This is a genomic window from Asanoa iriomotensis, from assembly GCF_016862515.1.
GTDB lineage: Bacteria > Actinomycetota > Actinomycetes > Mycobacteriales > Micromonosporaceae > Asanoa > Asanoa iriomotensis.
Genome location: NZ_BONC01000001.1, coordinates 238,525 through 252,435 on the forward strand (window position 1 = coordinate 238,525; position 13,911 = coordinate 252,435).

Annotated in this window: 11 protein-coding genes; 8 read left to right on the forward strand and 3 right to left on the reverse strand. The window is 73.5% G+C overall.

What is annotated here, in order from left to right:
• Nucleotides 1-28 precede the first annotated feature (28 nt).
• Both Air01nite_RS01090 and Air01nite_RS01095 read left to right on the forward strand, forming a co-directional pair.
• Nucleotides 29-880 (forward strand): oxygenase MpaB family protein, encoded by an 852-nt coding sequence (locus Air01nite_RS01090; protein WP_203699838.1) that lies wholly within the window; start codon nucleotides 29-31, stop codon nucleotides 878-880.
• A 75-nt stretch (nucleotides 881-955) separates the two neighbouring features.
• Nucleotides 956-1,867, forward strand: coding sequence for a UbiA prenyltransferase family protein (locus tag Air01nite_RS01095; RefSeq protein ID WP_203699839.1), 912 nt, complete (start codon nucleotides 956-958; stop codon nucleotides 1,865-1,867).
• On the opposite strand, the gene Air01nite_RS01100 is transcribed toward Air01nite_RS01095, so the two are convergent.
• The gene (locus tag Air01nite_RS01100) at nucleotides 1,854-2,840 is read right to left on the reverse strand and encodes an aldo/keto reductase (protein WP_203699840.1); all 987 of its coding nucleotides are present in this window, start codon (nucleotides 2,838-2,840) and stop codon (nucleotides 1,854-1,856) included. The two genes, Air01nite_RS01095 and Air01nite_RS01100, sit on opposite strands and share 14 nt — an antisense overlap.
• Nucleotides 2,841-2,854: 14 nt before the next feature.
• Nucleotides 2,855-3,712 (reverse strand): helix-turn-helix transcriptional regulator, encoded by an 858-nt coding sequence (locus Air01nite_RS01105; RefSeq protein ID WP_203699841.1) that lies wholly within the window; start codon nucleotides 3,710-3,712, stop codon nucleotides 2,855-2,857.
• A gap of 126 nt (nucleotides 3,713-3,838) precedes the next feature.
• Here Air01nite_RS01105 and Air01nite_RS01110 point away from each other — a divergent pair, with 126 nt between their 5' ends.
• A complete protein-coding gene (locus tag Air01nite_RS01110; RefSeq protein WP_203699842.1) occupies nucleotides 3,839-4,861 on the forward strand; it encodes a zinc-dependent alcohol dehydrogenase family protein in 1,023 nt (340 codons plus the stop codon).
• Nucleotides 4,862-4,865: 4 nt separating this feature from the next.
• On the opposite strand, the gene Air01nite_RS01115 is transcribed toward Air01nite_RS01110, so the two are convergent.
• A complete protein-coding gene (locus Air01nite_RS01115; protein WP_203699843.1) occupies nucleotides 4,866-7,592 on the reverse strand; it encodes an ATP-binding protein in 2,727 nt (908 codons plus the stop codon).
• Nucleotides 7,593-7,720: 128 nt separating this feature from the next.
• Between Air01nite_RS01115 and Air01nite_RS01120 the strand changes: the two genes are divergently transcribed.
• The 5 genes from Air01nite_RS01120 to metX all read left to right on the forward strand — a co-directional run bounded on the left by Air01nite_RS01120 (nucleotide 7,721) and on the right by metX (nucleotide 13,898).
• Entirely contained in the window at nucleotides 7,721-10,450 is a 2,730-nt protein-coding gene (locus Air01nite_RS01120) for an ATP-binding protein (RefSeq protein WP_203699844.1), read from the forward strand.
• A 54-nt stretch (nucleotides 10,451-10,504) separates the two neighbouring features.
• Entirely contained in the window at nucleotides 10,505-11,287 is a 783-nt protein-coding gene (locus Air01nite_RS01125; RefSeq protein WP_203699845.1) for an MBL fold metallo-hydrolase, read from the forward strand.
• Between the two features lie 85 nt (nucleotides 11,288-11,372).
• Complete coding sequence (locus Air01nite_RS01130; RefSeq protein ID WP_203699846.1) at nucleotides 11,373-12,170, forward strand: alpha/beta hydrolase; 798 nt, start codon at nucleotides 11,373-11,375, stop codon at nucleotides 12,168-12,170.
• A gap of 160 nt (nucleotides 12,171-12,330) precedes the next feature.
• Entirely contained in the window at nucleotides 12,331-12,654 is a 324-nt protein-coding gene (locus tag Air01nite_RS01135; RefSeq protein ID WP_203699847.1) for an STAS domain-containing protein, read from the forward strand.
• A gap of 38 nt (nucleotides 12,655-12,692) precedes the next feature.
• A complete protein-coding gene (gene metX / locus Air01nite_RS01140; protein ID WP_203699848.1) occupies nucleotides 12,693-13,898 on the forward strand; it encodes a homoserine O-acetyltransferase MetX in 1,206 nt (401 codons plus the stop codon).
• Nucleotides 13,899-13,911: the final 13 nt, after the last annotated feature.

Sequence of the window (13,911 nt, forward strand, 5' to 3'; positions counted from 1 at the left end):
CACGCTGACGGTCGGTATGGTCGGTGCGATGAAAGGCCGGTACGCGCACCTGGATCGCATCCGTTCCCTCGATCCGCGCCGCGACCACGTCGCCATCTACCAGACGACCGTGCGCCACGAGTTCCCGTGGGACATGCGGATGGGGCTCAACCTCGCGTTCATCCGGACGTTCTCGATGCCTGAGGTCGCCGCGATCCTCGTCGGGACCGGTGAGCTGACCGGGCGCACGCAGCGCCGGCTCGACGACACCGGGCTGCTGATGTACGAGATCGTGGTGCACGGCCTCGACCACCCGCGCAGCCGGGACGCCATCCGGCGGATCAACCAGCTCCACCGGCCCTATCGGCACGTCCCGGCCGACGAGTTCCGTTACGTGCTCGCCTGCCTCGCGATCCTGCCCATGCGCTGGCTCGACCGCTACGGCTGGCGCCAGCCCTGCTGCCACGAACGGGAGGCCAGCTACGGCTTCTACCGGGACCTGGGCGAGCTGATGGGCGTCGACGGGCTGCCCCGCTCACTGTCCGAACTGGAGGCCTGGTTCGACGCGTACGACCGGGAGCACCTGCGACCCGACGACAACGCGGCGGCCATCGAGCGGGCGACCCGCATGCGCATGGTCGAGCGCCTCCCCCGCTCGCTCGCCCCGCTCGGCAACGCGATGGTCAGCGCCCTCTACGACCCGCACCTGCGGGCGGCCACCAAGGTCGGCCCACCCGCGTGGCCGGTCCGGGCCGCCCTGCACCTGGGCTTCAAGAGCCGCGCGCTGATCGTCCGGCATTTCCACCGGCCCCGCGCGGTCGCCCTGTTCGCGGACGGCATCGTCACCAAGTCCTATCCCGACGGGTACGAGATCAGCCGGCTCGGACCGCCCGCGGGCTGATCTCCCCCGCGCGGGGGATCAGGCTGCCTCTCCGAGGTGAGGCCGGGCGCCGCCGGCGCTCCTAGCGTCGGTCGCATGGCGATCACCGTTGCGGCACCATCGGAAACAACACGGGCCTGGGCGCTCGTGCGCCTGACCCGGCCGTGGTTCTGGCCCCTCAGCTGGGCCGGCGCGCTCTTCGGCGCCGTGCTGGCCACCGGCGGGTGGCTGCCACCGCGCGGTGCCGTGCCGGCGAGCGTCGCCGCCGCCATCGTCCTCGGTCCGCTCGTGTGGGCCACGGTGTTCGCCCTCAACGACCTGCACGACCTGCCCAGCGACCGGCGCAACCCGCGCAAGTCCTCCGCGCCGCTGGTGACCGGTGTGCTCACACCGGCGGACCTGCGCCGGTGCGCCGGCTGGTGCGCCGCCGCGGCCGTCGCGACGGCGACCGTCGCCGGCCCGGCGTTCGTCGCGGGCACCGCGATCGTGCTGCTGCTCGGCTGGCTCTACAGCGCCCCGCCGGTCCGGCTCAAGGCCCGCCCCGGCTTCGACGTCGCCGTCAACGCGATCGTCGTCGGCGTGTTCGGGCCGCTCGCCGGATGGTCGCTGCACCGTCCCGCCGCCGACTATCCGCCCGTTCTCGCGGTGCTCGGCGTCCTTCTGGCCGCGGCGCTGTACCTGCCCACGACGGTCCTGGACCGGCAGGCCGACCGCGCGGCCGGCTACGCCACCTCGGCCGTGCGCTGGAGCGCGGACGCGTGCTACCGCACCGGACTCGCCCTGTGGGCCACCGCGAACGCGATCTGGCTGGCCTGCTGCCACCTGGACGTCTTCGTCGTACGCGATTCGTGGCTGCTGCAGACCGTCGCCGCTCCCGTGCTGGTCGCCGTGTACGCGTTCCTCGCCCGGCAGCCGTCGATCCCACGGCTCGCGGTCGTCGCGCTGGCGTTCGCGGTGCCGGCGACGGATTTCCTCCTCGCCTACACCGGCGGGGTCACAGATTGGTGAGGCGTTCCAGATGCTCCGGATAGCGGGCGCCCTGCACGTCGATCCCGGCCGCGGCGGCGTCGATGTGCCGCAGGTCGTCGGCGCTGAGCGCGACGCCGGCCGCGCCGATGTTCTCCTCCAGGCGCTCGAGGCGGCGGGTGCCGGGGATCGGGACGATCCACGGTCGCTGCGCGAGCAGCCACGCCAGCGCGACCTGGGCGACGGTGGCGTTCGTGCGGGCGGCGACGGTGCCGAGCAGGTCGACGAGGGCCTGGTTGGCCTGGCGGGCCTCGGCCGCGAAGCGCGGGATGGTGGTGCGGATGTCCCCGGCGGTGAACGCGGTGTCCACTGTGATCGTGCCGGTGAGGAAACCCTTGCCCAGCGGGCTGTAGGGCACCAGGCCGATGCCGAGCTCGGCACAGAGCGGCAGGATCTCCGCCTCGGGGCGGTTCCACCACAGGGAGTACTCGTTCTGCAGCGCGGTGACCGGTTGCACGGCGTGTGCGCGCCGGACGGTGTCGGCGGCGGCCTCGGACATGCCGAAGTGCTTGACCTTCCCCGCCGCGATGAGGTCCTTGACGGCGCCGGCGACGTCTTCGATGGGCACGTCGGGGTTGACGCGGTGCTGGTAGAACAGGTCGATGCGGTCGGTGCGCAGCCGCCGCAGCGACGCGTCGGCGACCTGCCTGATGTGCTCGGGGCGGCTCGACAGGCCGGCCTGCCTGCCGTCGGCGTCGAACGCGAACCCGAACTTGGTCGCGATGACGACCTGGTCGCGCACGGGTTCGAGGGCTTCACCGACGAGTTCCTCGTTGACGAACGGCCCGTACACCTCGGCGGTGTCGAAGAACGTGACGCCGCGATCGACCGCGGCGCGCAGCAGGGCGATGTTGGCGGCCCGGTCGGGGCCGGGGCCGTAGCTCTGGCTCATGCCCATCGCACCGAAACCGATGGCGGAGACCTCGAGGCCGGCGCCGAGCGTACGCGTATGCATGTGACGAAGTCCTTCTATCGGGGGGAAGAGGCGGTCGCCGCCCAGCTCGCCAGCAGGCGCAGCGCGTCGGAGGCAGGGGTGCCGGGTTCGGCGCTGTAGGCGGTGAGGGTGAGCCCTGGGTCGGCGGGCATCGGCATGGCCTCGAAGCCGAGGTCGAGCCGCCCGACGATCGGGTGGTCGAAGTGCTTGACGCCCGTGTGGTGGAGGCGGACGTTGTGCGCGCCCCACCGGGTGCGGAAGTCGTCGCTGCGGGTCGCCAGCTCGCCGACGAGGTCGGTCAGGCCCTTGTCGTACGGGTCGCGACCGGCCTCGGTGCGCAGGAGCGCGACGGTCGTGTCGGCGGCTCCGTCCCAGTCGGGGTAGAGGTCCTCGGCGCTGGGGTCGAGGAAGCAGAACCGGGCCAGGTTGACCGGCCGGGCCGGCCGGTCGAAGGCGACCGAGTAGAGCGCCTCGCCCAGCCGGTTGACGGCGAGGATGTCGAGCCGGCCGTTGCGCACGAACGCCGGCGCGTCCGTCATCGCGTCCAGCAGATGCCGGGTGCCGGGCCGCACGTGCTGCCTGGCCGGGCGGCGGCGGGTGCGGGTGGCGGTGTTCGCGGCACGCGCCAGGTCGTAGAGGTGCGAGCGCTCCGCGTCGTCGAGCCGCAGCGCCCGGGACAGGGCGTCCAGCACGCTGTCCGAGACGCCGGACAGGTTGCCGCGTTCCATCCGGGTGTAGTAGTCCGGGCTCACCCCGGCGAGCATCGCCACCTCGGCCCGGCGCAGTCCGGCGACCCGACGGGTGCCGCCGAAATCGGGCAGACCGGCATCTTGCGGCGCGATCCTGGCCCGTCGAGAGGTCAGGAACTCCCGGATGTCGTCCCTGGTGTCCACGCCACCCACGCTACGACGGTCGCTCCCGGCGCATAGAGGTCCTGTCATTACCTGCTTCGCCAGTCACTGTCTGCCGGCGTCCTCGCCCGCTTTGCTGGTCGGGACACCCCACGAAGGAGAAATGACATGCGCAAGGTGGTCATCTACGCCCCGGGTGACGTACGCGTCGAAGAAAGCGAACGGCCCACCGTCGCCAAGCCGACCGACGCGGTCATCCGCGTCTCCGCGGCCTGCGTGTGCGGCTCCGACCTGTGGCAGTACCGCGGAGCCGAGCCGGTCGGCGACCCGCATCCGATGGGCCACGAGTACGTCGGCGTCGTCGAGGAGGTCGGCGCCGACGTCCGCACGATCAGGCCGGGGCAGTTCGTGGTCGGCTCGTTCTTCGCCTCGGACAACACCTGCGAGATCTGCCGGGCCGGCTACCCGAGCCGCTGCGTCAACCTGGAGTACGTCGGCGCCGGCGGCGCGCAGGCCGAGTACCTGCGCGTGCCGCTCGCCGACGGCACCCTCGTCGCGACCCCCGAGCTGCCGGACGACGACCTGATCCCGAGCCTGCTGACCGCTTCCGACGTGCTGGGCACCGGCTGGTTCGGCGCGGTCGCCGCGCAGGCCGGCCCGGGCCGGACCGTCGCGGTCGTCGGTGACGGCGCCGTCGGTCTGCTCGGCGTCCTCGCCGCTCGGCACCTGGGTGCCGAGCGGATCATCGCGATGAGCCGCCACGTGCCCCGGCAGAAGCTCGCGTTGGAGTTCGGCGCCACCGACATCGTCACCGAACGCGGCGACGACGGGGTGGCGAGGATCAGGGAGCTGACCGGCGGGCTCGGCGCCCACTCGGTGATCGAGGCGGTCGGCACGCAGGAGTCGATGATGCAGGCGATCCGCGCGACCCGCAGCGGCGGCCACGTCGGCGTCGTCGGGGTCGCACACGACGTCGCGCTGCCCGGCGACGAGGTCTTCTACTCCGCGGTCCACCTGCACGGCGGCCCCGCGCCGGTCCGTCGTTTCCTGCCCGACCTCGTCGACCTGATCGTCCGGCGCGAGATCGAGCCGGGCAAGGTCTTCGACCTCGACCTGCCGTTGGACCGGGCCGCCGACGGCTACCGGGCGATGGACGAGCGCCGCGCGATCAAGGCCCTGCTGCGGCCATAGGGGATCAGAGCACGCGGCCGAGCTGCCGGCGGGACTCGATCGCCAGCTTCCGGAAGACCTTGCGCAGGTGGTAGTCGACCGTGCTCGTGCTGATGAACAGCCGTTCGGCGATCTCCGGGTTGGTGAGCCCGTCCCGGGCCAGCGCGGCGATCGTGGCCTCCTGCGGGGTGAGGCCGTTGGCGGCGTCCGGACCGCGCTGCCGGGTGGTTTCGCCCGTGGCGTGCAGTTCCTGCCGGGCCCGGTCGGCGAAGCCCGGCGCGCCCATGTCCTCGAACATGGCCAGCGCGGTCCGCAACGCCTCCCGGGCGTCCTTGCGCCGTTTCTGCCGGCGCAGCCACTCGCCGTGCAGCAGGTGGGCGCGGGCGACGTCACCGACCGCGGCGGTGGCGCCCAAAGTGGACAGTGCGGACCGGTAGAGCGCGTCCGCGTCGGCCGGCGGCGCCAGCAGCGCCCGGGACCGGTCCAACAGGCCCAGCGCCCACGGCCTGCCGCTGGCGGTCGCCCGGTCGGTGAGCTGCGCCAGGGCCCGCTCGGCGAGGGGCCGGTCGCCCGCCCGGGCGGCGGCCTCGACTAGGTCTGGCAGGACCCGGCCGAACTCGCCGGCGGTCTCCTGGTCGATCAGCGCGTCCGCGACGGCGGCGGCCTCGGCGTAGTTGCCCGCCGCGAGCTCGAGCGTGACCAGGCCGACGCGGGAGAGGTTGGCGGCCGCACCGATGCCGAGCCAGGTCGACGCGGCGTGGGCGCGCTCGAGGCGCTCCCGGGCGTCCTGCGGCGCCCGCCACGCGACCTGCTCGGGGCTGCGGAAGACCTCCCACATCTCCGGCATGTCGGCCACCGCGCTGCGCAGCTCGCGCACCTCCAGCAGCAGCTCGTCCGCGGCGTCGAGGCGACCGAGCGTCGTCTCGTGCAACGACCACGAGTAGAGCACGGTCTCGAGCACGTGCAGGGCTCCGGTGCGCCGGGCGACGTCCGCGCAACGGCGCAGGACGGCTTCGCGGATCTCGTCGTCCCACAGCCGGGTCGAGGTGGTGACGACGACGAGGTAGTGGTCGAGCAGCTCCGCCTCGTCCAGCTCGCTGTCGGCGATGCGCGCGAAGGCACTCCGTAGCACCGGGATCGAGGCGCGGTAACCGGAGGTGACGAGCGTGCCGAAGCCGGCGAGCAGCTCGTCGGTCAGCGTGTCGCCGGTGGCGTAGGCCAGCGCGACCGCGCCGAGCTCGCGCATGTCGGTGCCCTCGGTCAGGTGCTCCGCGCGCAGTGCGAAGTCCACGGCGCCGAACAGCGCCTCGCGTGCCAGCTCCGGTGCCGCGGCGCGCAGTGTCGTGTGCGCGTCCAGACAGCTCTCGACCACCCGGGCCATCGCGCGTTCGCCGCCCACCGAAACCGTGGCACGACCGCGCAGCATCAGCCGGTTGCCCCGGTCGGTCGGCCCCAGCAGGTCGGGGTCGATGGCGTCGAGCAAACGGTGCGCCTGGCTGGGTGCGCCCGCGGTCAACGCGGCGTCGGCGGCGGCGAGCAGCCGCTCCGCGCGCAGGCGCTCGTCGGGGGTGAGCTCGGCGGCGCGGGCCAGGAAGGTGGCCCGGGCGGCGTAACCACCGCGACTCGCGGCGCGGTCGGCGGCGCGGACGAGGTCGGCCGCGACCGCTTCGTCCGGTTGGAGGCTCGCCGAGGCGCGGTGCCACGCGCGCCGGTCCGCGTCGTTCGTGCGGGTCGTCACCTCGGCCAACGCTCGATGCGCGGCCCGCCGCTGCGAGCTGGTCGCGCCGCCGTAGACGGCCGAGCGCACCAACGGGTGCCGGAAGCGCACCGTGCCGGCGAGGGTCACCAGCCGGGCCCGCTCGGCCGGGTCGGCGGCCTCCGGAGGCAGGCCCTGCGTCCCGGCCGCGGCGGTGACGTACCCGATGTTGCCCTGTGGCTCGGTCGCGGCGATCAGCAGCCACCGCTGGGTCGGGTCCGGAAAGCCGGCGATCTGCCGCAGGTAGTGCGCCTCGAGCCGGTGCCCGACCGGCAGCGGTTCCGGCAACAGGAGCGCACCGGAGAGCTGGTTGCCCGTCAGCGAGCCGGACAGGTCGGTGATCGCCAGCGGGTTCCCGCGCGTGGCGGCCGCGATCTGGTGTGCGACCTTGAGGTCGAGGGTTCCGTCGACGACCGACCGCAACAGGTCGAGCGCGTCCTGCTGCGGCAGCCCTTCGACGGGCAGCACCGGGAGGCCGTCGAGCACCGCGACGTCGTCGGTGCCGGTCCGGACGGTGAAGACCAGGCCGATCCCTTCGGCGTGTACGCGCCGGGCCACGAACGCGAGCACGTTGAGCGACTCCGGATCCAGCCACTGCGTGTCGTCGACGCAGCACAGCAGCGGGCCGCCGGAGGCGACGGTGGCCAGCAGCGACAGCACCGCGAGGCTCACCAGGAACCGGTCGGCGGCGGGGCCGTCAGCCATGCCGAACGCCGCCGACAACGCGTCGCGCTGCGTGTCCGGCAACTCGGCGAAGGCGTCGACCTGGGCGACGAGGAGGCGGTGCAGTGCCGCGTAGGGGAACTCCGACTCGGCCTCGACGCCGGCCACCCGCAGGACACGCAGATCTGTCGCCAGGTCGGCGGTCGCGTCCATCAGCGCGGTCTTGCCGATGCCGGCCTCGCCTCGGAGCACGACGACCTGGCTCATCCCGGCGCGCACCTGCGCGACCGACGCCGCCAGCGACGCCAGCTCGGTGTCCCGTCCAAGCAGCATCGCAGCAGACTACTCACCACGTGGCCGGAGACTACGTGGTCGACCGGATCGACTACGCACCTCCGTTGATGCGACGCGCGCCCCGGCGTTCCTAACCTGCGGCTGTCACCGTGTGTGGGGAGGCCGTCATGATCGATCCTGCCGGCCCGCACGCGATGCACGGCCGGGACGCCGAGTTGGCCGCCGTCGAACGGCTGCTCCGGGACGCCCGGGCCAATCGCGGCGCGGCGCTCGTCGTGCGCGGCGATCCGGGGATCGGGAAGACGATGCTGCTCGCGGCGGCCCGCGAGGCCGGGACCGCCGCGGGCATGGCGGTGCTGTCCACGAACGGCGCGGAGACCGAAGCGGCGTTGCCGTTCGCCGGCCTGCACCAGCTCCTCGCGCCGGTGCTGGGCGACCTGCGGGCGCTGACGCCGCGTCTGCGGCGGACGTTGCGGGGCGCGTTCGGGCAGGGCGACACCAGACCGGACCGGTTCACCGTCGGGCTCGCCGTGCTGGAGCTCCTCGGCGACCGCGCGGCCCAGGCACCCCTGCTGATCCTCGCCGAGGACGCGCACTGGCTCGACCCGGAGACCCTCGACGTCCTCGTCTTCGTCGCCCGCCGCCTCACGGTCGAGCCGGTGGCCGCCTTGATCGCGGCACGGGCTCCGCTGGACGGCACGGGCCTCGTCCACCTGCACCTGCGCGAGCTGGACGACGAGGCCGCCCGGCGGGTCCTGCACGACCGCTCCCCCGCGCTCGACCCGGGCCTGCGCGAGCGGATCCTGACCGAGGCGGCGGGCAACCCACTGGCGCTGGTCGAGCTGCCGGGCTGCCTCACGCCGGACAGCCCGACGGAGCTGATGCCGCTCAACGAACGCCTGGACAGCGCGTTCGCGGACCGGTTCGCCCAGCTGCCCGAGCCGACCCGCGCGTTCGTGGCCGCGTTCTCCGCCGACACCGGCGCACCGACGCCGGCGCTGGTGGCCGCCGCGGGCGCGCTGACCGGCCACGCGGTCGACACCCGGTGCATCCAACCCGCCATCGACGCGGGGCTGCTCCAGATCCACGCGCGGCGGCTGCGCTTCCGGCATCCGCTGATGCGGGCGGCGGTCTACCGCGCCGTCGACGACGTCACCCGGATGACGGTCCACCGCGCCCTGGCCGACGCGGCCACCGCCGACCCGGACCGGCGGGCCTGGCACCGCAGCGCCACCACGCTCGGCACGGACGAGGAGGTGAGCGCCGAGCTGGAGGCGACGGCGGGGCGGGCGGTCGAGCGGGGTGCGGTCGGCGTCGCCGTGGCCGGCCTGGACCGCGCGGCCGAGCTCACCGACGACCCGGCCCGCCGCGCGGCGCTGCTGCTGCGGGCCGCCGAGCTCGCCGCGGAGCTGCACGACCGGGGCCTCGCCGCCCGGATGGTCGCCAAGACCGACCCGGCGGCCTGCGACGTCGTCGACCGCGGCCGGCTGGCCCTGGTCGGTGACGTGGTCGAGCCCGGGGACGTGCGGGACACCGGCCGGATCGACCTGCTGTGCGGTCTCGCCGAGCAGGCCCACGCGGCCGGCGACACCGGCGTCGCGGCCGCGCTGTGCTGGCGGGCGTCCTCGCGCGTCTGGTGGGCGAGCCTGCCGGCGGAGGTCGGCGCCCGGATCACCGCGGTCCTCGACAAGATGGACCTCGACGCCGACGATCCGCGGGCGCTGGCGATCGGGGCGTACGCGCAGCCCGACGCGTTCGGCGCCGCGACGCTGCGGCAACTACCGGCCCTGGTGCCCGACCGGTCCGACATCGACGGGATGCGCTACCTCGGCGGCGCGGCCCTGATCCTCGGCGACTTCGTCACCGCGTCGTCCTACCTGAGCACCGCCATCGCCGGATACCGCGCCCGGGGGCGGCCCGCACCCCTCGCCCGCCTGCTGTCGTCCACCGGGCTCATCCGGCTGTGGCTCGGTCGCTGGCCCGCGGTCCGCGCCGACCTGGAGGAAGCCGAAGCGCTCGCGGCGGAGACCGGCGACCGGTTCTGGACCGTCGCGGCCCGCGCGAGCCAGGCCCTGCACGAGGCGATGAGCGGCAACGCCGGCGCCGCGACCCGGCTCGCCGACGCGGTGCTGGCCAGCCCGCTCCTCGCCGGGGTGCGGTTCGCCGCCGCGGCCGCGCAGCACGCCCGCGGCGTCGCCGCCAACGCCGCCGGCCGGCACGACGAGGCGTTCGACCTCCTGGTCCGCCTCTTCGACCCGGCCGACGCCGCCCACCACCTCGACCTGTCGGGGTGGGCGCTGCCCGACCTCGCCGACGCCGCCGTCCGCGTGGGGCGCCAGGACGACCTGCGGGAGATCGTCGGACGGGCGCGGGACCGGGCGGCCCGGCTGCCCTCCCCGATGCTGCACCGTTGCCTCGCGTACGCCACGGCCGTGCTGGCACCCGAACCGGAGGCCGGACCGGCGTTCGCCGCCGCCCTGGCCATGGACCTCGGACAGTGGCCCGTGCACCGGGCCCGCCTCGACCTCGCCCACGGGAGCTGGCTGCGCCGGCGCCGGCACATCCTGGAGTCCCGCCGGCTCCTGCGGGCGGCGCGCGACGGCTTCGACGCGCTCGGCGCCGGCGCCTGGGCCCGGCTGGCGCGCGAGGAGCTGCGCGCGGCCGGCGAGGAGAGCGCGAGCCGGGCGGTGCCCTCCGGCGAGCAGCTGACCGCCCAGGAGCTGCAGACCGCGATCCTGGCGGGGGCCGGGCTGAGCAACCGGGAGATCGGCCAGCGGCTGTTCCTCTCGCACCGGACCGTCAGCTCGCACCTCTACCGCGTCTATCCCAAGCTCGGCATCAGCGGCCGCGCCCAGCTCGCCGACGCCCTCGCCGCGCTCGACGCCCAGCCGCGCTGAACACCGTCACCGTACGGATGCGCGCCGCCCGCCGTCGTATCGATCCTTGCCGGTATGAAAAACGTGCGCGTGACGCATATCGGCGGCCCTACCGCGCTGGTCGAGGCGGCCGGCTGGCGCATACTCACCGATCCCACCTTCGACCCACCGGGCCGGCGCTACTCGTTCGGCTGGGGCACCAGCTCGCGCAAGCGCACCGGCCCGGCGCTGCGACCCGACGAGCTCGGGCCCGTCGACGCGGTGCTGCTCACCCACGAGCACCACGCCGACAACCTGGACGACCGGGGTCGCGCCCTGCTGCCCGACGTGCCGATCGTGGTCACCACCCGCGCGGGCGCCCGGCGGCTCGGCGGCGGCGCCCGCGGACTGCGGCCGTGGGCCGAGACGACCCTCACCGCGCCAGGCAGGCCACCCATCACCGTCACCGCGACACCGTGCCGGCACGGTCCGCCGCTCAGCCGCCCGATCGCCGGCCCGGTGGTCGGTTTCGCCCTGCACTGGGAGGGTCAGGAGCACGGCGTCTTCTGGATCACCGGCGACACCGTCCTCTTCCGCGGCGTGCGGCAGGTGCCCCGGCGCATGGTGGTCGACACGGTGCTGCTGCATCTCGGCGCCGTGCGGTTCCCCTCGACGGGGCCGCTGCACTACAGCATGACCGCCGCCGAGGCGGTGCAGCTGTGCACGCTGGCCCGCCCGCGCACGATCATCCCGGTGCACTACGAGGGCTGGGAGCACTTCACGCAGGGCCGCGACGCGGTGGAGAAGGCCTTCGCCGCGGCGCCCGACGACCTGGGCCAGCGCCTGCACTGGCTGCCACTGCGCACGAAACCGCACTAGCACCGTCAACGTACGGATACCGCGCGGCGCCTTGTTCGCCGAGCGTAGATCGCATCCTGCTCATCTTCCTGAAGGAGTACGACGCATGAGCACGATCGTCCTGGTGCACGGGCTCTGGGTGACCCCACGCAGTTGGGAGCACTGGGTCTCGTACTACGAGAGCAAGGGTCACCAGGTGCTGACCCCGGCCTACCCCGGCTTCGAGGTGGAGGTGGAGGCCCTGCGGGCGGACCCCACGCCGATCGCCACCGTCACGGTCCCGGAAACCGTGGCCCACCTCGAGAAGATCATCACCGCCCTGCCGGAGAAGCCGATCATCATGGGCCACTCCTTCGGCGGCACCCTGACCCAGCTGCTGCTCGACCGGGGCCACGGCGCCGCCGGCGTCGTGATCGACTCGGCGCCGCCCGAAGGCATCCGGGTCAACCCGCCGTCGCAGATCAAGTCGCTGTTCCCGATCCTCAACAACCCGGCCAAGCGCCACCAGGCCGCCGGGTTCACCGAGAAGCAGTTCCGCTACGCGTTCACCAACACACTGTCCGATGAGGACGCCCGCGCCGCCTACGAGCGCTACGCGATCCCCGCACCGGGCAGCTGGGTCTGGTCCTACGGACTGCTCGCGAACTTCACCCCGGGCAAGCAGGAGACCTGGGTGGACTTCCACAACCCCGACCGGGCGCCGCTGCTGTTCATCGCCGGCGGCGCCGACCACATCATGCCGCCGTCGGTCAACAAGTCCAACGCCGAGCACTACAAGGCGCCCGACACCGTCACCGACTACCACGAGTTTCCCGGCCGGTCCCACTGGACCTGCGCGGAGCCGGGCTGGGAACAGGTCGCCGACCACGCCCTGGACTGGGCCCTGCGGCACGCCGCCGCCTGACCCCCTGGGCGCGTCGTTCACCGGCCGCGGGCGACCGTGGCCGGTGAGTCGCGTGTGCCGGATGAGCCGGCACGGCGGCGCGCTTTCCGCCGTGCGGCGCAACCCGGCTCCGGTAGCGTCGATGTGATCGGTTGCCTGCCCGGGGCAGGAGGAGATGGTCATGACGCATGACTCCGTGCTGATGGTCACAGCCCGGGTCGACTCGTCGGGCGCGCGGGTGGTGCCGGTCGGCGAGGTCGTGATGGACACCGCCGACCGACTGCGCGGTGTCCTGCTCAACGCGCTCGGCCGGCGGCCGACGGCGTTGACCGTCGACCTGGGTGAGGTGTCGTTCCTCGACTCGACCGGGATCGCCGTCCTCGTCCAGGGCTACCGCCTGGCGGTCGAGTTCGCGGTGCCGATGACGGTCGTCAACTTCCGCCCTCCCGTGCGGCAGGTCCTGGAACTCAGCGGCGTTCTCCCACTCCTGGAAGGCGAACAGTGATCCCGTTGACCTAACGGGCCCAGGCTACGATCACACCCATGCTGCCCGCCCAGAAGATCAAAGCCGGGTCCGTCGGCAGCGTCGAAACGCGGTATCTCGACCTGCCGGAGCCGGTGCGCCTCGACTGCGGCCGCGACCTGCACCCGGTCCGGGTGGCGTACGAGACCTACGGAACCCTCTCGCCGGCGCGCGACAACGTCATCCTCGTGTGCCACGCCCTGAGCGGTGACGCACACGCCGCCGGCATCGCGAAGACGCCGCCCGCGGAGAGCACGCGGGACGGGTTCGGTGCGCAGGATCGCGACGGCACGACCGCCAAGGGGCTCGGCTGGTGGGACGGGATGATCGGCCCCGGCAAGGCGTTCGACACCGACCGGTTCTTCGTCGTCGCCACCAACCTGCTCGGCGGCTGTCGCGGCACGACCGGGCCGTCCTCGCCGGATCCCGCCACCGGCAGGCCCTACGGGTCGGACTTCCCGGTCGTCACGGTGGCCGACATGGTGCGCACCGAGCGGGCGTTCCTGGACGCGCTCGGCATCGAGCGGCTCGCGGCGGTGGCCGGCGGCTCCCTGGGCGGGATGCAGGCGCTGGAGTGGGCGGTCCTGTTCCCCGACCAGGTCGACTCCGTCGTGGTGATCGCCAGCACGCACGCGCTCGCGCCACAGGGCGTGGCCTGGAACGCGATCGCGCGTGAGGCCATCATGCGCGACCCGGACTGGCAGGGCGGTCACTACTACGGCACGGGTCGCGCGCCCGACGCCGGCATGGGTGTGGCCCGGATGGTCGGCCACATCACCTACCTGTCGGCGCCCGCGCTCGACGAGAAGTTCAGCCGGCGCCTGCAGTTCGCCGACGACATCCGGTTCACGATCGCCGAACCGGAGTTCGAGGTCGAGAACTACCTGCGCCATCAGGCCGCGTCGTTCGTCAAGCGGTTCGACGCCAACACCTACCTCTACACCTCGCGGGCGTTGAGCTACTTCGACCTCGCCCGGGAGCACGGCGGCGGATCGCTGGAGCGCGCTCTCGACGGCGTCATGGCGCGCACGCTGCTGATCGCGTTCAGCTCCGACTGGCTCTATCCGCCGGCCGCCCACGAGGAGATCGAGGTCGCGCTGCGCAACCTCGGCAAACCGGTCGAGTACCACCTGATCGACGCACCGTACGGCCACGACTGCTTCCTGCTCGAGGAGGCACGGCAGACGCCCGTCATCCGCCGGTTCCTGGCCAGCACCCCCGAGTAACGCCAGAAAGAGG